The following is a 17797-nucleotide window of genomic DNA, read 5'->3' as shown; positions in this document are numbered from 1 at the left end:
GACGTTCAGATTTCCTGTGCGCCGGTCTTGCCGTTCTCGACGACGAAGCGCTTGCTCGTCCGGACGGTGCCACCGGGTTTGTCGGTAAAGTCGATCGTGCGCAGATCGGTGAGCAGCGCGTCGCGCGTGACCGTGCATCGCATGTATCCGCGCTGCTGACTCTCGTAATAGTTGACGTGCGGGTTCAGCGGCAATCCCTGCGCCATCGGCTTGTCGAGCGGCTCGGGCCACAGCGCGCTGATCGACGTGCCCACCAGTTCTGTCATCGGCGCAGTGCGCGGGTCGTCGCCCACATTGCGCACCACGGACGAGATGATGTACGAGTGAATGTCGCCCGAGAGCGAGACCGGGTTAGGCACACGAGCCGCCGTGATCTGATCAAGGATGCGATTGCGCTCGGCGGGATAGCCGTCCCACGATTGCAGGTAGCGGTAAAGGGCGTCATTGTGCCGCATGTCGAACGGCGTCATCTTCACCGTCGAAGCAATCATGTTCCACTGCGCGGGCGTGTTCTGCAAACGATCCTTGAGCCACAACTCCTGTCCTGCGCCGAGCATCGAACGCTCAGGCGCATCGTTGGCCTTGCACGCCTGCTCGTAGACACCGAACGCGAACTTGCTATCCGATACCGACGCGCACGGCGTCTCCGAATCACGGAACTGGCGCGTGTCGGGAATCGTGAGACGCATCAGATTGCCGATGTCGTAGCCCCGCTGAATCTGCATAGCGGGCGATGCCGGCAGCGGCGCATAGCGCACCGGCTGAAACTCGTACCACGCCTGATAGGCGGCCGCGCGACGCTTGAGTTGGGTGACGTCGGTGGTGTTGTCTTCCAGGGCGTCGTGGTTGTCGAGCGTGAAAATGAACGCGAACGTTTCATGCGCACGTCGCAATGCGGCGTCAGTCTTGTACAGCGCGTGACGGCGGCGATAGTCGTCGAGCGTCATCGGCAGTGCGCGGCGCTCGTGGTCGCGCACCCCGCCGCCACGGCTCACGTCGTAGATGTAATCGCCGACGTGCATCACAAAAGACGGATCGTCGGCGGCCATGCCGTCATAAGCATCGAAATACCCTTGCTCCCAGTTTTGACACGACACGACATTGAACCTGAAGCGCGAGATATCGGCACGCTCGGACGGCAACGTGCGAGTGCGTCCGATCGGGCTCAGCTCGTTGCCGCAGCGAAAGGCGTACCAGTACTCCCGATCCGGCGCGAGACCCGCGACATCGACGTGCACCGAATGCCCGTACATCGGCTCTGCGACGGCGACGCCGCGCCGCACGACCTTCGTCATCCGGCGGTCGGTCGCAACCATCCACTCGACGTTCACCGGCGTACTCGCCACAGGGCTCGTGTCGACGGTGTCGCGTGCAAGACGCGTCCAGAGCACAACGGCATCCGCGGTCGGATCGCCGCTCGCGACCGAGAACGGAAAGCGGGTGCCGTGCGACACGCTGCGCGCGCTCGACTGCCGGATGATCACCGCCGGGGCACCCACCAGAAGACCGGAGCCGGCGAGAAAGGTACGACGCTTCATTGCTGTTTCCCATTACACTGCGAATGCGTCGAAGTATGCATTTCGGATCGTGTCATACGTATGACTGACGGATTTTAACCACTAAACTCGAATTTTTAAAAATTCAACGCGTGAATGAACGCAATGAGCGATAAGAAGAAAAGTCCTGCGGCTGCGCGTCCGACGAGCCGCGATGTCGCCCGTCTGGCCGGTGTTTCCCAATCCACGGTGTCGCTGGTGTTCGGTGGCAAGGCCGAGGGCCGCGTCACGCCCGAGCGGCGCGAACAGATCCTTCAGGCCGCCCAGACGCTGGGCTATCGGCCGAACTCGTCGGCGCGCGGCCTGAAGCTCGGCACGCAGAAGCTGCTCGCACTGGGCGTGCCGAACGTCTCGAACCCCTACTTCGCTTCGGTGCTGAAGTCGGTGATCGGGAGTGCTGCGGCCAACGGTTACGCCACCGTGCTCATCAACACCGGCGACTCCGGAGAGTACGGGAACGACCCGGAGCGTCTGCTGCTTAGCCTCGATGCACACGCCTTTGACGGCATGATCTTCTGGGAGGCGTCGTGGACGGCGCGTGCGCTGGAGATCATGCCGACGTCCGTCGTCGTGGTCGACGGCGATTCGTCTGCCGATGCGGACGTCTTCATCGCATCGGATGTCATCGTGCGGGAGATGGTCGATCACCTCGCGTCGCTCGGGCATACGCGCATCGCGCGCGTGGGCTTCGATCTCGAAGCCAACACGTTCCGCGTGCGATCACGGGCGTATCGGGAAGGATTGCAGGCGCACGGGCTTAAGTACGACGCCCGTCGGGAGATCGAATTGCCGTTCGGCGAGACCTCGTCATCAAGTATCGAAGCTTTGCTCTCGCAGCCCGACCGTCCGACGGCGTTCGTCTGCGATGACGACCTGCTCGCACCGCTGGTCTATCGCGCCGCCACGCGCTGCGGCCTGAAGGTCGGGGAATCGGTGTCGGTCGTGGGCGTCGGCGATATCGAACTCGCGTCGCTGCTGGAGCCGCCGCTGACCACGGTCGCGATCCCCACGCAATCGCTCGGCGAGGCGGCCGTCGACACATTCCTGCGCAAGCGCGCCGGACAACCGACCAAGGTCAGCACGGTGAAAACGAAGCTGGTTCTGCGGGATTCGACCGGACCATACATCGCCTGATCGCCTCGCGCAGAAAACGTCGCATCCAAGAAACCCCCCCTCGAACCGTGAGGCGCGAGGGGGTGTTCATTACAGACGCTTGGCTTGCCGGATGCTCCGCAGGAAAGCACGCGTACGTTCCTGCTGCGGATCGCCGAAAATCTGCTCCGGCGGCCCCTCCTCGCATACTGCACCGTCGCACAGGAAGCAGACCTTCGATGCGACCTCGCGCGCGAAGCCCATCTCGTGCGTGGCGAGCAGCATCGTCATGCCCTCGTGTGCCAGATCGCGCACGATGTTGAGCACTTCGGACACCAGCTCCGGATCGAGCGCCGACGTGATTTCGTCGAGCAACAACACCATCGGGTCCATCGCCAGCGCACGCACGATGGCCACGCGTTGTTGCTGCCCGCCCGACATGCGGTCCGGATACTCGTTCGCCTTGTGCGCCAGACTGAAGCGCTCCAGCAACGCCATCGCACGTTCTTCCGCTTCACGTTTGGGCTGCTTGAGCACGCGAATCGGCGCGAGTGTGACGTTCTCCAGCACGGTCATGTGCGGGAACAGGTTGTAGCCCTGGAACACGATACCGATGTCCCGGCGCAGCGAGTTGACGTCCACGCCGGGCCCGGTAATGCGGTCGCCGTGCACGAGGATCTCGCCCGCGTCGATGGACTCCAGCCCGTTGATACAGCGCAGCAACGTCGACTTGCCGGAACCGGACGGACCGATCAGGCACACCACCTGATGCTCCTCCACCGTCATCGCCAGACCGTTGATGACCGACACGTCGCCATATGACTTGGCAATGTCGCGAATCTCGATGAATGACATGGTCGTTCGCTCCTCAGGCACCGCCGGCACGCATGCGGGCGCGGTCGCGTTTGGCCATCCGTTCCACAAAGCGCACCTGCGGAACCGAGATGATGATGAACAGGATGGCGACAGTCGTGGCCGCCGACAGGTTGTAGTGGTTCGACGCGATCACCATCGACTGGTTGAAGGCATCGATCACCCCGACGACGTTCACGAGCGCCGTGTCCTTCTGCAACGCGATGAAGGCGTTGAGCAGCGGCGGAATGATCTGCCGGATACCCTGCGGCAACACCACGAAGCGCAGCGTCTGCGTGTACGACAGGCCGAGCGAGCGCGCCGCCGCCACCTGCGACCAGTGCACGCCCTGAATACCGGCGCGGTAGATCTCCGCCACGTACGCGCCGACGGTGAGCGTCAACGCGATCACGACGTAAGTGGTCAGCGACAGGTCCTTCAGGATCGGCACGCCGGTGAGCGGCAGGCCGAAACCGACCAGATAGATCACCAGCACGGCGGGCATCGCGCGGAAGATGTCGACGTAAGCCGTGGCGATGAAACGCAGCGGCTTGCCGGCATTGCCCGGTGCGAACATGGCGAGCGCCACGATCAGGCCCCAGATCAGCACGAAGACTTCCGCGATCAGGAATATCTTCACGTTCACCCAGAAGGCTTCAAGCACGAGCGGGAACGTCTCCGCGATGAGCGGGACGAGGAAGAATGTCTTCGCCACTGCCAGATCGTTCGCCAGCACGAACTGCAACGCGAGCACGACGATCAGTTGGGCCAGCGTGTAGCCCAGCGTGATCCAGCTTTGCACCCCGGCTTCGGCCTTCGCCACACGCGCCGCGACGATGTCACGACGCGATGTAGCGCTTCGGAAGTCCCGGTAACGCGCAAACGCACGCACCAGCGGAATAAGCACGAGCAACGACGCCAGCCCGAGCAGCACCGTACCGACGGGCACCCACCAGCCGCCCAGTTGATTGGCGATCAGCCCTTCACGCAGGGCCCCGATCGTGTAGACGCTGCTGGCGACGGCAATCGCCGCCCCCAGCAATGCACACAGGCACAGCACCGTCGGCGCGGACGGCGTGCCGCCCACGTTCAGACGGCGCTCGCGGCCCATGCCACCGAGGATGGACCCTGGTGCCTTTTGAGTGGATTCGCTCATAGAGATTGACTCAGAGATTGACTCGGGTCTCCCCGACCTCACGGCGTCAGGATCGGCAGCTTGGCGGGATCCGCGCCGAGGCTCGGCACGAGGTATTGCGTGGCCAGACGGTCGAACGTGCCGTCCTTCTTCATCTCGGCGATCAGCTTGTTGAAGGCGGCCAGATTCGGCGAATCCTTGTTGACGAGACCGCCCCACTGTTCGCTCGTGTCATAGCGGCCGACGACTTCGAAGCGGCCTTCCGACTTCTTCGCGATGGACAGCACGTTCGGCGTGTCGTACAGCACAGCGTCGACCTGACCGGCGGCCAGTGCGGCGTACATGGCGGCGGCGTCGGTGTAGACCTTCGGATGCTCTTCGACCTTCACCTTGTCCGTCAGGTACGGCAGGATCGTGGTGCCCTGCTTCACGCCCAGACGCATCTTCTTGATGCTGTCCTTGTCGACCTTGGTGCCCTTCTTCACGAGAATGCCCTGATCCGAGCTGAAGTACGGATCGGTGAAGTTGACGACCTTCTTGCGCTCGTCGGTGATGGTGATTTCGCTCAGTGCGATGTCGAAGCCCTTCGCCTGCCCCGTCACCACTTGCGCGAACGAACGGTTGACGACGATCACGCGATCCAGACCCGCGCGATACGCCATGTTGGCGGCCATGCAGTACTCGAAGCCGTCCTTGATGGTGTCGGGCGAATCACCGTTCCACCAGCCCGGCGCGGGCAACACGGGACGCACCGACAGTGCACCCGGCGTGACCGTTTCGAGTTTGATCGAGCCACGCGTGCCCGTGACCTGGCAGTTGCCGAAGTCGGGTGCGGCGGTGGCTGCCGTCGACAAGACGGAGAGGCCGCCCAGCACGAGCGGAATGAGCAGCGAGCGCAGGTGGGTCGTCTTGCGGGTTGCGCGATTGTTGTCCTGCTGTTCGATCGGTTTCATGAGGGGGTCTCTCCTTGCGTCTTTAGTATGTGATTCGGGGCGCGGGCGCGTGGGCTTCAGTTGGTCACGCGGGCAATGCTGCGGCCGGTTGAGCGATGCCGCCATGCGGCTTGCCCGAGGCGACGTCGCCCCAGAGGACGGCGTGATCGTCGGGCAATGCACGGGAGTTGGGCACCGACAGCCACAGACGCATGAGCATGCGGTCCTGACCGGTCTGCACATCGTCCACGAAAGCCGTACGGCCGTGGTACACGATGTGGTTGTTCAGCAACTGAATGTCGCCCGGCGCGAAACGCATCTGGAAGCACTCTTCTTCGGCCAGCGCCATGAGCATCTGGATGGCTTCGTGCTCCGCGTCGCTGAGCTTGCGCACGCCCGGCAGCATCTGGGCGTTCTCAATATAGGTGAGCGAGAAGTGGCTCGTCAGCTTGCCGTCTCGCACGCCGAAAATCGGCAGGTCGTAAGCGATGTGTTCGCCACCGGCTTCTTCGCCGAAACGGCTGCGCGGAATGGCATTGCACAGCAGCGCGTGCAGATCCGGACGACGCTTGAGCATCTCGTTGTAGACGGTCGCGCTGCTGGCCAGCTTGCTCACGCCGCCTTCCGATGCCTGACGCACGCACAGCAGACCGACCACGTCGCAGCGGTCCGTGTGAAAGCGCAGTTGTCCCGGCGAGAGCGTACGTGCACCGGACGAGAGGAATTGCTTGCCCGAGCTGTCGACGGTCGCGCCGTAGAGCTTCGCACCGACGCCCATGCCTTCGTCCTTGATCTCGCGCATGACTTCGCCACGGCAGTTCTGGAACATCGGCGTGCCGAGGTGTGCACCGAGCGCGTACCAGATGCGACGCAGTTGTTCGGCGTCGTAGCGGCTCACGTCGAGACCGCGAATCTTGACCATGCCGGAGCCGTTTTCGAGTTCTTCACGAACGTCGTCGAAGAACGCGCCCGCATCGGGCAGCGGGAAGTTCTGACGATTGATGTCGCGCCAGTCGACGTTGCGCGTTTGCTCCAGCGCAGCATCGATCTGATCGAGCACGTGTGCCGGGAACGTCTTGACCCAACGATCGTTGTTCACCATTTCGGCACCGCGCCAGACGGCAGCGCCCTGAAGACTCTTCGACTCGGACATGAAACCTCCTGATAGATGTATTGAGTAATTCGTCCTGCGTTGTATATACATGTAAAGACATTACACCCAGTTTTTCGCTTCCGGCAATCAGGGGTTGCGTCGGATCAGGGAAAGTCCTAGCCCTGGAAAACAACACAGCGGCAAGGTGTCCTGGGTGCGCTCTACATCGCAGTGCGGGCGCGCGCGGCGCCTCTCTGGCAGACGACAGACGAGACAAGTTTCAGGCCCAAAGCCCCGCGCGGGACTGCCCGAACAGCCGGGTACGCAAAACCCCGGTCACATGGACTATACGCGAACAAAATTGGGTCCGTATATCATTTATTATTTTCGTATACGATTTCGGACGAGCAGGGGCAACTGATGACGAGCGGAGGGCGTGCTTAAACCTTCCCGTTCAGCCGGAAATACGCCATCACTTCGCGTTGCGTTTGTTCGAGGTGTTTGCGCAGCAGGTGCACGGCCGTTTTTGTGTCGCCCGCAGCGCAGGCCTGATGGATAGCGATGTGCTCGTCGGTCGAGCGCTGGTGGTCGTTGACGGCCGAGAGGTGCGCGCGCAGAAAACGTCCCATGCGTTCTTGTGCCGCCTGCGCCGTGGCGACGAGACGCGGGCGATTCGCCGGTGCGTAGAGCGCCTGATGGAATGCGAGATTCAGATCGCTCCACGATTGCGGCGTGTCGGCCTTCGCGTAGCGTTTCAACAATTGTTCTGCCAGCGCGAGATCGCTCGGTGCCATGTTCGGCACCGCAATCTCCAGCGCGCGACATTCGAGTGCGATGCGCATGTCGAGCATCTCGACGCAATCGTTCACCGTGAGTGGCGAAACGATCGCGCCCGAATGACGCTTGAGCGACACCCATCCCTCGGATTGCAGACGCATCAGCGCCTCACGTACCGGAATCTTGCTCACGCCGATTTGCGCCGCGATCTCGTCCTGACGAATCGGTGCACCTTCAGGCAATTCGCCCGACACGATCTGACGGCGAATGGCCTCGTAAGCCCGGTCCGCCGTCGAGAGCGAGGCTTCATCGAGCGTGGCAGTGGCGGCGAGATTGGCAGTCGCGTCGTCGCGAGAGGATTTGGTCACAGCAGAACACCCATCGAGGCTGAAGTCGATAACGCAACGATTATACAAATTCTCAATTCCGTATACGTTTCGACGTCATCGCCCGGTTGAACATTTCTCGGATATCCGGTGATCGCGCGTCCCTTCAAAGGTTTCACGTCGATTGTTCCGTCCATGCAACTTTAAGTTACCCGGACACGTATTTCGTGCTGCGTATCGCGTCGATATGATGAGCGCCACCTGCGACAGCACATCACGCAGGCACGCCCTAATGCCGTAACGCCGACGTCTTTGTCGAACGAAATTCGCTTTTGGATGAAAACAATCACCATGCATCGTTTCAATATTCAGTGGTTTGCACGGGTGCTGATGTCGGCCCTGTTCCTGATCGCCGGGGTTCGCAAGATCTTCGCCTTCAAAGCGACCGTCGGCTATTTCGCCGCGATCGGTCTGCCCTTCGCAGAAGTCGTTACCGCGCTGGTCATCCTGATCGAAGCCGGTGGTGCCATCGCGCTGATTCTGGGCTGGCGTCTCAAGCCGCTGGCGCTGCTGCTCGCGGTCTATACCGTGGCGACGGCCCTCATCGGTCATAAATTCTGGGCCGCCGACCCCGCGCAATTCAGCGGACAACTGAACAACTTCTTCAAGAACATTGCGATTGCCGGTGGTTTCCTCCTGCTGGTCGCACACGCGGACAAGTCGTCGTCGAAGGCGTAAGTCCGTCAGCCCGGCCGTATCGGGCAATTCCGGGCAAATCAAACAAGCAATTCGAACGGGCAGGTCGTCCGAACAACACCCCGAGAGGCTTACGGCCCTCGGGGTGTACTTTTAAGCGGATACCGAAAACACAACGCATCGACGTTGGAGAATTGTCGAGTTTTGTCGCCAGGCAATACCAGCGCGACAGAAATCGTTACACTCGCCCCATCTCCCTTCAGCATCCACATGTCCGCCCGCATCCTCCTCGTTGAAGACGACGCCCGTCTGTCCGCCCTGGTTTGCGGCTACCTTCAGAAGCACGGCTATCAGGTCGAATGCGTGCTCGATGGCGCACGTGCCGTGCAAACGATCTTGCGCCGCCGCCCCGATCTGGTGATTCTCGACGTCAATCTGCCGGGCAAGGACGGCTTCGAGATCTGTCGTGAAGCCCGCGCGCAGTACCGCGGCATCGTCATCATGGTGACGGCACGCGACGAGGAATTCGACGAAGTGCTGGGGCTGGAGCTGGGCGCGGACGATTACGTCCACAAGCCGGTGGAGCCGCGCGTGCTGCTCGCGCGCATCAAGGCGCAACTGCGCCGCAACGAACACCTGATTCCCGCGAGCAATTCGCCCGAGAACATCACGCTCGGCCGGTGCCGCATCGACCGGGGCACCCGGTCCGTCACGTTGCCCAACGGCAAGCAGCCCGACCTGACCTCTGCCGAATTCGATCTGCTCTGGGCACTGGCCTGCTCGGCGGGCGAAGTGGTGACGCGCGACGCACTGGTGCGACACTTGCGCGGTGTGGAGTTCGACGGCATCGACCGCTCGGTGGACGGCGGCATCTACAAGCTGCGACGCAAGCTCAACGACGATCCCTCGGCCCCGCAGTGCATTCTGACGGTGCGCGGCAAGGGGTATCAACTCAACAAATCCTGCTGGGACTGACCCGGCACGATCTCACGACCGGCCAGCCCGGCGCACATCATGCCCGCCAACCCCTTCCAGCCCTATCGATACTGCCGGCTGCGGTGGCAGCGATTTCGTCGTTCATGGACGGACACCCGCGCCGACCGGCGTCCCAGCTGGTCGCGGCTCTTCGTGCGCACGTACACGAATCTGCTGGGGCTTTGTCTGCTGGTGCTCGCCGTCCCGGCGCTCTTCATCGTATTCAACGCGCCGGGCATCGCGTGGCGCGAGAGTCTGGGGACGGCGCACTTTCTGGTGCCCGTGATATTGAGCACGCTACTGCTGCCTGCCATCGTCGCGTATCGGTGGATGCGTCCGGTCTGGGTCGATCTCGTGATGGTGCGCGAGCGCGCCATCGACTTCAGCGGCGGTCGCTTCCACACGCGCGCAAAGGAGTCCTACAGCGTCATCATCGGCCCGCTGGCGCGCACGCTCAACGCACTGGCCGAGCGCATGGAGAAGCTGATTGCCACGCAGCGCGATCTGACCAACGGCATCTCGCACGAACTGCGCACGCCGCTCGCGCGTCTGCGCTTTGCGCTGGAAATATTGCGCGACCCGACGTCGTCAGCCGACGCTTGCCAGCAAGCGCTGACGAGCATCGATCTGGACGTGACCGAACTCGACGAACTCATCGACATGAGTCTGACGTTCGCGAGGCTTGAGTACAGCTCGCTTCAGTCGAATCTTGAAGCCACATCGGTTGCACACTGGTTCGCGAATCAGGTGCGCGACGCCTCTCTGCTCTACGCCGAGCGCGACATCACGATGGAGTGCAATCTGGGGCCAGCGTATCAGGTCGTCATGGATAAGCGGCTGATGGCGTACGCCATGCGCAATCTGCTGCGCAACGCGAGCCGGTATGCGCGCTCGCGCATCGTCGTGGGCATGCAGTTGCGTCACGGGAACATCGGCATCTATGTAGAAGACGATGGTCCCGGCATTCCGCCGGACGACCGCAAACGGATCTTCGACGCCTTCGTGCGACTCGACCGCCGCACCGGCGGCTACGGACTCGGTCTCGCCATCACGCAGCAGGTCATGCAGGCACATAACGGCAACGTCGCGGCGACCGACCCCGTCAGCCTCGGCGGGGCGCGCTTCGAAATCAGCTGGCCCGCCGTAACGCCATCGGTTGCGCCCTCAACCACGCCCACCGCGACGCCCTGATCCGCATCAATACGTGCGTCCCAACTGGAAGTAGATGTTGTTACGCCCGCCGGGCGCGAACGCCACACCGAAGTAAATCGGGCCGAACGACGTCGTGAGGGCGGTGAAGACCGTGACGCTGCGCTTGAGCGAGCCGCTGCCGAAGGAATCGTCCACCGCCCAGACGTTGCCCGCTTCCACGCTCACCCCGACGAACAGACGCCGGATCGGCGATGCGCTGAACGACGCAATCCGGTTCATGTACGTGATGTTCCCGTACATCATGGAGTTGCCTGCCAGTTGATCGGCGGCGTATGCGGACAAGTGCTGGAAGCCGCCGAGCGTGAAGCCGAGCGGGTTCGTCACGTTGGTCCCGCCAAAGTTGTTGCCCGCCTCCACCGTGGCGCTCACACTGTGCCGCCCGTAGCTCATCGCCACCATACCCTTGCCGTACACCTCGGTATAGCTGTTGCTGCCCGCGAATAGCGACCGTTCTGCGCGCAACTCTGTGAAGTAACCGCGACGGGCGAATTGCGGATCGTCGAGCTGATCGATCACCAGCTTTGCACGGGCACTCAACTGACGTCCGTAAATGTCGGGGAAGAGCAATTGCCTGGTCGGGGACGCATCGTCGTCATCGTCATTGCCGATGGGCAGGTTGTACTGCGGCACAGCCGTGCCGTGCGCATACACCAGACCGACGCGGAAGTCGCCGAGCGTCGATATCGGGAAGCCGATGTCGACACCGGCACGTTCCGTGGTGAGTCGATACCGCGTGAGTCTGATATCACCCGACTCGTCGTACACGTTGGCGTGACGGCGCTGAATTTCCACATACGGCGCGATGTAGGCGCCCCACGGATTGGCGAACGGCTGACGCAACTCGCCATGAAACGCGAGGACGTCGCTGCCGAGGGTAGCGTCGGCACGCGCTTCGAGACCACTGCTCGTGAGCCACGGGCGGCGATAGCCGAGGTGCAGACGGAAGCTACCCTCTTCCTTCGACGTCGCCGACAAGCCGAGGCCAAACAGCAGGAAGTTCGGTCCCCAGCGCTTTTCCTGCGCGGTGATAACGAGCTTGTGCTCGCCGTTCTCTTCCACCATTTGCTGCGTGACGCTCTCGAAATCGTCTTCGTTGACGAGGGCGAGCAGGTCCTTGTTGACCGCGGCCGGGTCGTAGACGTCGCCCTCCTTCACGTGCAGCGCCGCCCGGATGCGCTTCGCCGGCACCACCCCGCGCGAATTGATCTCGACCTTGGTGATGCGTACCGTTTGCGTCGCCGCCTTTCCATGCGCGGCACGCCACACGGCGTATTGCTCAGGACTCAGCGCGAGCCGCTGAAGCTGCGGCAGCGCCGCCCGTGCAGCAGCTTCGCCCGCGGCGATGCCTTGTGGCGCGTTCTCGAAGTCGGTGAATGTCAGACGGCCAAGGTCTGGCTGAATCAGCACGTCGGTTGCGCGAAGCTGCTCGCGCTGACGGGCGACGTTCTGCCGGATCAGAATGCCGACCATCTGCTGGAACACGTCCGCTGGCGACGACAGCGCGTTCAACGGACGCAGCGGCGAACCAATGTCCACGGCAATCACAACGTCCGCGCCCATCGAGCGCGCCGTCTCGATCGGCAAGTTGCTGACGATGCCGCCGTCGACCAGCGTGCGGCCGTTGACGTCCACCGGCGAGAAGAGACCCGGCAGCGCCATGCTCGCGCGAATCGCCTGCGGCAACGAGCCGCGATCGAGCACGACCATCTGCCCCGTCTGCAAGTCGGCGGCAATCGCGCGGAAAGGCACCGGAAGTTTGTCGAACGATACGGAGCCGCCGATGTTCGGCGTCCATTCCTGCAACAACGCCTGAAGCCGGTTGCCATGCACCAGTCCCGACGGCAGCTGGAAGCCGTTGCGACCGAAGCCGAGGGAGAAGCTGTCGACGTAGTAGCGCTCGTCTTCGCGCTGCGACTGCGGAAGATCGCTGCGATCGGTGACGTCGAACGCCACGTCCGCGAGGTTCACGTGCTCAAGCCGCGCGCGCATGTCGGGCGCGCTCAGACCGCTCGCGTACAAACCGCCCACGACCGCGCCCATGCTCGTCGCCGCGACGCAGTCCACCGGAATACGATTCTCTTCGAGCACCTTGAGTACGCCGAGGTGAGCGTAGCCTCGTGCGCCGCCGCCGGAAAGCACTAGCCCGATCGACGGGCGTCCCGGATCACCGCCGTCGACACGACAAATCGTTCCGGGTGTCGTGGGCGTGGTGCCCGTCGTCGCCGCAGTGGGCGTTGCGACGGTCGCGATTGCTGTGGTCGGTGCGGCCCTTGCCGCCGACGTGGCCGCGATGAAAAGTGCACCGACCAGCAGGCATGCGCCGAGCCAACGAAAACCGCCCCCGTCGCGCAAATGAAGTTTGGGGAAACGGCTCATGGCTTACGGAGAGATTTGGGAAAACCGCAAGAATACCCGCTTTCCGTTTCACCTAATGGACCAAAAAAGCGACACAAATCCCGCGAATTGCGTGTAGGGGATCTGACAGGCGCGAGGTGTGTCGATGGACGGGGAGCCGTCCCGGTTTGATGCGGCGCGTGCTAGCTCGCCAGACACTTGAACAACAGGCGGAAGGGGCCGACGTCCGGCGCGACGACCAGACGGGGAAGCAGGAAGGGGTCGTCGTCACAGTCGGCCCGGCCGCGTCGCGTGGTGGTGGCGTTGCGATACCCGGCGCGCTCGACGATGTCGCGCACGTGTCGGGTGACGTTGCCGTACGGGTAGCAGAACGCTTCGATGTTCGTCCTGCAAATCGATTCGAGCTGGTGCTTGGCACCGACGATTTCTGCCGCAGCGTCGTCCAGCGTCAAATCGGGCAACGACACGTGATTGAGCGTGTGCGCTCCGACCTCGTGCCCGCGATGCATCCACGTCAGGAGCCTGTCGCGGTCCATGAGCGGTGCGGGGGATGGGGCGAGGTGTGCGTCCCAGTGATTGGTGCCGCCCAGATGATCCGCCACGAAATAACAGGTCGCCGTGAAGCCCACCGAATCGAGCACGGGCATCGCGTGATCGAAGACGTTCTGAAAGCCGTCGTCGAACGTAATGCCGAACACTTTGGCGCGTCCCGGTGCACGAAGATACAACTGAAGCTCGCACATGCTCAGGCCCTGATAGCCGAAGCGACGAAGCCAGGCCATCTGCGACGCAAACGTATCGGGGTCGACGCACAGCCCCCGCAGCGGATTGTCGTGCGGCGGCACCGCGCAGATCTGGTGATACATCAGAATCGGAACCGACATGGCGGTGGCCTCAGGCGGCGCGCTTCTGATTGCGTCGATGGCGACGAAGGGCAATGCGCAGAAGCTTATGCAGCCACTGTCGCATCGGGAGATTCGCGGGGGTCGCGCGTTGCAGCCTCGCGGTTGCGGCGATGGCATCCAGATACACGCCGTAAGTCGCCTCGACGAAATCGTCGAAATCGAACTCCGTCCGCCCCTTCATTCGCGCCATGTGCCCCATGTGTCGCATGCGTTCCGGCTTGTCGGCGATGTGCATCAGCACGTTGGCGATGGCTTGTGGATCGCGCGGCGGCACGATCCAGCCGTCCACCCACGGGGTGACGTTTTCCGGCAATCCGCCGACCTTCGTCACAAGACTGGCGCAGCCGGCGGCCATGGCTTCGCGGCACGCGTACGACAAGCTCTCGTGATAGGAGAGGACGAATGCGACGTCGGTCGCCGCAAGCAGGTGGTGGACGTGATTGATCGGCCCGGTAAAGAGGATCTGCGCGTCGAGACCGCATTCCTCGACCATCGCACGCTGCTCGATGCTCGGCGCCGTGCCTGCGAGCCAGACGCGAAAGCGCCGACGTGTCGTTTCGGGCAACAGCGTGAGCGCTGCGACAAGGTCGGCCCATCCCTTCGCCGCGCCGGTGCCCGCCGCGCTACCGAGCACGATACTGTCGTCGGCGCTTGCACCGAGCAGTGCCGAGCGGCGACGCAGGCGCTCTTCCTCGTTGAGCCGTTCGGCTTCCGGCGAACGCACACCGTGTTTGATCACCACGATGTTCGGATAGGACGATTCGCGTCTGAGCATCGTGCGGACGTAATCGCTCACGGCAATGGTCCGGCTCGTGCCGAAGCTTGCGCGCAACCAGTTGCCGAACGAGTTGGCGGGATAGGTGTTGTGCTTGGTGAAGACGATTTCGGGACGTACGGCCAATCCGGCGACGGCGAGCATGACCTGTCGATGATCGGGCGAGCCGTTGACGTGCACGATGTCAAAGCGCTGCTCTCGAATCAGTCGACGCAAACGCAGCGTCTCGCGCCAGAAGCGATACCAGCGCGGCTTGAATTCGACGTCGACCGATGTGATGCGCGGCAGCCGTTTGATCTGTTCACCGAGCCAGCTACCGGGGGGTGTAGCGACGGTGACCTCATGGTCGCGGCTCATGGCGAGCGCGAGTTCCCGTACGTAGGTGTCCTGCCCGCCGCCGCAGCCGACGTGAAAGTTGGTGTAAAGAATCTTCATGCGTTCCGACCCGATGGTGTCTCCACGAATGGTAGAGAGCCACGGGTCGACACGGTGTCGAGACTCAACGAGTTTTGTTTCGTTTTGTCGCCGGGCGCACGCCGAGCAGCAACACGACGACCAGCATCAGGGCCGCCACCAGGAACAGTAGCCGGTGATTCCCGCCCGTCGCATTGAAGAGCGCCGAGAACGCATAAGCGGCAATCGCAAGCGCGGCGGCGGACATGACGCTGGCGCGGGTCCACGCTGCATTCTGCCGCGACGCGTTGTGGGTGATGACCTCATGAAGCCGTGCCAGGATCAGCGGGACCATGCCCGGCGCGAAGGTGCCGAGCACGACAGTCAGCACGCCGAGCACAAGCAGGTTGCTGGTCGTGTAGAGGCCCGCAAAGATGCCGATCATGATGACGGTCACGAGTCCCACCGCCTGCTTCGCGCCGAGACGATCGGCCAGATAGCCATACAGCGGCGGCCCGGCAATCGCCCCCAAACCGTAGATCGCCCAGAAGACCGATCCCAGATGCGTGCCTTCGCCGAGGCCGCGTGCAATGAAGTCCACGAGAAACACCATCGGCGGCACGGCGGCGGCCGCCATCAGGGCGTATTGCAGATAGATTCTCCAGACGTCCCATCCGAAGTGAGGGCTCGTCGTCTTTTCATGCTGTACATGGACGGGGGCAGGCATCAGCTTGCTGTTGGGCCACGCGAACCAGCTCGCGGCCGTCAGGATGACGGACACCGCGCCCAGTCCGATCCACGTCTGCGCCAGCCCCCATTGCAGCAGCAACGGGATGAGCGTGCCGGAGCCGGAAATGCCCAGCCCCAAACCGAGAAAGATCGCACCGCCCGCGGCCCCCTTTCGGGCCGGTGGCACGTGCGGCAGGAGCGTGCCCGCCACCAGCACCATCACCACACCGCCAGCGATACCCGAGACGACGCGCCAACCGAAATACCAGACGAAGGACACAGGCACCGCGCACGCGAAGAACGCCGCCGAGATCAGCACCATCATGAGGCGCAACACATGCTCGTTGGGCAGGCGCGACGCCAGCGGCCGACCGATCAGCGCGCCGATCACATAACCGGCGAGATTCGCTGCGCCGAGATACACCACGGACGACGGCGCAAACCATTGCGCCCGGATGATTTCGGGCATCAGCGGCGTAAAGGCAAAGCGGGCCAGACCAATGGAGACGAGGCTCGCGCAAAGGCCTGCGAAGATATATCGCCAGACCTGAAGACGGTCGATCCCCACCGGGGACATAGAGGAGGTAGACATAGAAGGTTCCAACGTTTGTCAGGCGCAGCGGCGTCCGAACGCCGAGGCCCGAATATCTTTGACAACACTGTCAAAGATCGCAATCTACGCATTCTTGACACGATTGTCAATAATTGTTCCAATGACCCTGTTCGTCCCCGATGGCGGGGATATGGCAAGGAGACAGGCATGGCAGGCACTCGCCAATTCGATGAGAGCGCGCTATTGGAGAAGGTGCTGACGACCTTCTGGCAGCAGGGGTATTCGAAGACGTCGATGCAGGAACTGGCCGCTGCGACGGGCGTGCAGCGCGGCTCGCTTTACAACGCGTATGGCGACAAGGAGGAGTTGTTCCTCCTGGCGTTCGATCTGTATCGCGACCGGTATGTGTCGGAGATGAAGGCGTCGCTCGACCACGACGATCCCCGCACCGCATTGCAGGCGTTCTTCAACTTTGCGATTACGTCGATGACGACAGGCACACCGAGCCGTGGCTGCCTGAGTACGAAGACGGTTATCGGTACGGAGGGGCTGGAAGAGCCGATCCACTCGGCCATTCAATCGCTGGTGGACGATATCGAAGAAGCGCTCTTCGTCCGGTTATCGCAACCGGACGCAACATCCCGACTCAATCTCCCGGCGCGCGAAGCCGCACGAATGGCCGTGACGCTGACCCGGGGATTGGTGGCGATCGAGCGGATCTACCGGGACAAGAAGCGCATGAAGGCGACCGCTGAGTCGTTTGTGAAGGTGCTACTCAAGGGTGAGTAACCGTTGGCGCGATTGATGTCGCTGATGCGGACGTAAAAAAACCCGGCAGCGCAACGCTTGCCGGGTTTTGTCGACGGGCGAGATGCCGCCCGGTCGTGTGGACTTAGAACGGAATATCGTCGTCCATGTCGTCGAAGCCGCCGCCGGACTGCTTGGCCGGGGCTTGCTGACGGGCACCGCCGCCACCACCACCGCCGCCACGCGAGTAACCGCCGCCGCCGCCTTCGTCGCCACCACCGCCACCGCCGCGCGAGTAGCCGCCACCGCCGCCACCTTCACCGCCGCCGCTACGGCCACCCAGCATTTGCATCTGGTCAGCCACGATTTCCGTGCTGTAACGCTCCGTGCCGTCCTGCGCCTGGTACTTGCGCGTGCGGATACGGCCTTCGATGTACACCGACGAGCCCTTCTTCAGGTACTCGTTGACGATCTCCGCCAGACGGCCGAAGAACGACACACGGTGCCATTCCGTCATTTCCTTGAATTCGCCGGACTGCTTGTCCTTGTAACGGTCGGTCGTCGCCAGACGAATGTTCGCAACCGCATCGCCGCTCGGCATGTAGCGGACTTCGGGGTCGGCACCCAGATTGCCGACCAGAATCACTTTGTTGACTGATGCCATAAATCTTTCTCCGGTATTGCTGAAATCCGA

Annotated in this window: 16 protein-coding genes; 5 read left to right on the top strand and 11 right to left on the bottom strand. The window is 62.7% G+C overall.

The window, feature by feature from the left end; all coding sequences use genetic code 11:
* Window positions 1–5 precede the first annotated feature (5 nt).
* Window positions 6–1538 (bottom strand): alkaline phosphatase D family protein, encoded by a 1533-nt coding sequence (locus tag PAQ31011_RS08885; protein WP_150575453.1) that lies wholly within the window; start codon window positions 1536–1538, stop codon window positions 6–8.
* A 123-nt stretch (window positions 1539–1661) separates the two neighbouring features.
* Between PAQ31011_RS08885 and PAQ31011_RS08880 the strand changes: the two genes are divergently transcribed.
* Window positions 1662–2690, top strand: coding sequence for a LacI family DNA-binding transcriptional regulator (locus PAQ31011_RS08880; RefSeq protein WP_174990027.1), 1029 nt, complete (start codon window positions 1662–1664; stop codon window positions 2688–2690).
* A gap of 69 nt (window positions 2691–2759) precedes the next feature.
* On the opposite strand, the gene PAQ31011_RS08875 is transcribed toward PAQ31011_RS08880, so the two are convergent.
* The 5 genes from PAQ31011_RS08875 to PAQ31011_RS08855 all read right to left on the bottom strand — a co-directional run bounded on the left by PAQ31011_RS08875 (window position 2760) and on the right by PAQ31011_RS08855 (window position 7805).
* Window positions 2760–3503, bottom strand: a complete 744-nt coding sequence (locus PAQ31011_RS08875; RefSeq protein WP_039402185.1) for an amino acid ABC transporter ATP-binding protein — start codon at window positions 3501–3503, stop codon at window positions 2760–2762.
* Window positions 3504–3516: 13 nt separating this feature from the next.
* Window positions 3517–4656, bottom strand: a complete 1140-nt coding sequence (locus PAQ31011_RS08870; RefSeq protein WP_150575451.1) for an amino acid ABC transporter permease — start codon at window positions 4654–4656, stop codon at window positions 3517–3519.
* 38 nt (window positions 4657–4694) lie between these two features.
* Window positions 4695–5588: an ABC transporter substrate-binding protein gene (locus tag PAQ31011_RS08865; RefSeq protein ID WP_150575450.1), complete on the bottom strand. Its 894-nt coding sequence runs from the start codon at window positions 5586–5588 to the stop codon at window positions 4695–4697.
* A gap of 64 nt (window positions 5589–5652) precedes the next feature.
* Window positions 5653–6720, bottom strand: a complete 1068-nt coding sequence (locus tag PAQ31011_RS08860) for a TauD/TfdA family dioxygenase (RefSeq protein WP_150575449.1) — start codon at window positions 6718–6720, stop codon at window positions 5653–5655.
* 380 nt (window positions 6721–7100) lie between these two features.
* Window positions 7101–7805, bottom strand: coding sequence for a GntR family transcriptional regulator (locus PAQ31011_RS08855; RefSeq protein ID WP_150575448.1), 705 nt, complete (start codon window positions 7803–7805; stop codon window positions 7101–7103).
* Between the two features lie 309 nt (window positions 7806–8114).
* Between PAQ31011_RS08855 and PAQ31011_RS08850 the strand changes: the two genes are divergently transcribed.
* From PAQ31011_RS08850 to PAQ31011_RS08840, 3 genes are all read left to right on the top strand, one after another.
* The gene (locus PAQ31011_RS08850; RefSeq protein ID WP_246179448.1) at window positions 8115–8501 is read left to right on the top strand and encodes a DoxX family protein; all 387 of its coding nucleotides are present in this window, start codon (window positions 8115–8117) and stop codon (window positions 8499–8501) included.
* A 228-nt stretch (window positions 8502–8729) separates the two neighbouring features.
* On the top strand, window positions 8730–9434 hold the full coding sequence (locus tag PAQ31011_RS08845) for a response regulator (protein WP_150575446.1): 705 nt from the start codon (window positions 8730–8732) through the stop codon (window positions 9432–9434).
* Window positions 9435–9473: 39 nt separating this feature from the next.
* Entirely contained in the window at window positions 9474–10625 is a 1152-nt protein-coding gene (locus PAQ31011_RS08840; RefSeq protein ID WP_150575445.1) for an ATP-binding protein, read from the top strand.
* Window positions 10626–10631: 6 nt separating this feature from the next.
* Here PAQ31011_RS08840 and PAQ31011_RS08835 read toward each other — a convergent pair whose 3' ends face one another.
* From PAQ31011_RS08835 to PAQ31011_RS08820, 4 genes are all read right to left on the bottom strand, one after another.
* A complete protein-coding gene (locus PAQ31011_RS08835) occupies window positions 10632–13022 on the bottom strand; it encodes a patatin-like phospholipase family protein (protein WP_150575444.1) in 2391 nt (796 codons plus the stop codon).
* A 161-nt stretch (window positions 13023–13183) separates the two neighbouring features.
* Complete coding sequence (locus PAQ31011_RS08830; RefSeq protein WP_150575443.1) at window positions 13184–13885, bottom strand: polysaccharide deacetylase family protein; 702 nt, start codon at window positions 13883–13885, stop codon at window positions 13184–13186.
* A 10-nt stretch (window positions 13886–13895) separates the two neighbouring features.
* Window positions 13896–15116 (bottom strand): glycosyltransferase, encoded by a 1221-nt coding sequence (locus tag PAQ31011_RS08825; RefSeq protein ID WP_150575442.1) that lies wholly within the window; start codon window positions 15114–15116, stop codon window positions 13896–13898.
* A gap of 64 nt (window positions 15117–15180) precedes the next feature.
* A complete protein-coding gene (locus tag PAQ31011_RS08820) occupies window positions 15181–16395 on the bottom strand; it encodes a YbfB/YjiJ family MFS transporter (RefSeq protein WP_150575441.1) in 1215 nt (404 codons plus the stop codon).
* A gap of 168 nt (window positions 16396–16563) precedes the next feature.
* On the opposite strand from PAQ31011_RS08820, the gene PAQ31011_RS08815 reads away from it, so the two are divergent.
* The gene (locus PAQ31011_RS08815) at window positions 16564–17145 is read left to right on the top strand and encodes a TetR/AcrR family transcriptional regulator (RefSeq protein WP_150575440.1); all 582 of its coding nucleotides are present in this window, start codon (window positions 16564–16566) and stop codon (window positions 17143–17145) included.
* 103 nt (window positions 17146–17248) lie between these two features.
* Here the strand turns inward: PAQ31011_RS08815 and PAQ31011_RS08810 are convergent, their stop codons facing one another.
* A complete protein-coding gene (locus tag PAQ31011_RS08810; RefSeq protein ID WP_046290706.1) occupies window positions 17249–17767 on the bottom strand; it encodes a single-stranded DNA-binding protein in 519 nt (172 codons plus the stop codon).
* Window positions 17768–17797 lie beyond the last annotated feature (30 nt).

The organism is Pandoraea aquatica (assembly GCF_902459565.1).
Classification (GTDB): Bacteria; Pseudomonadota; Gammaproteobacteria; order Burkholderiales; family Burkholderiaceae; genus Pandoraea; species Pandoraea aquatica.
The sequence above is the reverse complement of the archived record's forward strand: the minus strand, read 5'-3'. Positions and strand labels throughout refer to the sequence as shown.

Excerpts from the sequence above, each read along its gene's own strand:
- PAQ31011_RS08885 (WP_150575453.1), bottom strand. The coding sequence starts at position 1,538 with ATGAAGCGTCGTACCTTTCTCGCCGGCTCCGGTCTTCTGGTGGGTGCC.
- PAQ31011_RS08880 (WP_174990027.1), top strand. The coding sequence starts at position 1,662 with ATGAGCGATAAGAAGAAAAGTCCTGCGGCTGCGCGTCCGACGAGCCGC.
- PAQ31011_RS08875 (WP_039402185.1), bottom strand. The coding sequence starts at position 3,503 with ATGTCATTCATCGAGATTCGCGACATTGCCAAGTCATATGGCGACGTG.
- PAQ31011_RS08870 (WP_150575451.1), bottom strand. The coding sequence starts at position 4,656 with ATGAGCGAATCCACTCAAAAGGCACCAGGGTCCATCCTCGGTGGCATG.
- PAQ31011_RS08865 (WP_150575450.1), bottom strand. The coding sequence starts at position 5,588 with ATGAAACCGATCGAACAGCAGGACAACAATCGCGCAACCCGCAAGACG.
- PAQ31011_RS08860 (WP_150575449.1), bottom strand. The coding sequence starts at position 6,720 with ATGTCCGAGTCGAAGAGTCTTCAGGGCGCTGCCGTCTGGCGCGGTGCC.
- PAQ31011_RS08850 (WP_246179448.1), top strand. The coding sequence starts at position 8,115 with ATGCATCGTTTCAATATTCAGTGGTTTGCACGGGTGCTGATGTCGGCC.
- PAQ31011_RS08845 (WP_150575446.1), top strand. The coding sequence starts at position 8,730 with ATGTCCGCCCGCATCCTCCTCGTTGAAGACGACGCCCGTCTGTCCGCC.
- PAQ31011_RS08840 (WP_150575445.1), top strand. The coding sequence starts at position 9,474 with ATGCCCGCCAACCCCTTCCAGCCCTATCGATACTGCCGGCTGCGGTGG.
- PAQ31011_RS08835 (WP_150575444.1), bottom strand. The coding sequence starts at position 13,022 with ATGAGCCGTTTCCCCAAACTTCATTTGCGCGACGGGGGCGGTTTTCGT.
- PAQ31011_RS08830 (WP_150575443.1), bottom strand. The coding sequence starts at position 13,885 with ATGTCGGTTCCGATTCTGATGTATCACCAGATCTGCGCGGTGCCGCCG.
- PAQ31011_RS08825 (WP_150575442.1), bottom strand. The coding sequence starts at position 15,116 with ATGAAGATTCTTTACACCAACTTTCACGTCGGCTGCGGCGGCGGGCAG.
- PAQ31011_RS08820 (WP_150575441.1), bottom strand. The coding sequence starts at position 16,395 with ATGTCTACCTCCTCTATGTCCCCGGTGGGGATCGACCGTCTTCAGGTC.
- PAQ31011_RS08815 (WP_150575440.1), top strand. The coding sequence starts at position 16,564 with ATGGCAGGCACTCGCCAATTCGATGAGAGCGCGCTATTGGAGAAGGTG.
- PAQ31011_RS08810 (WP_046290706.1), bottom strand. The coding sequence starts at position 17,767 with ATGGCATCAGTCAACAAAGTGATTCTGGTCGGCAATCTGGGTGCCGAC.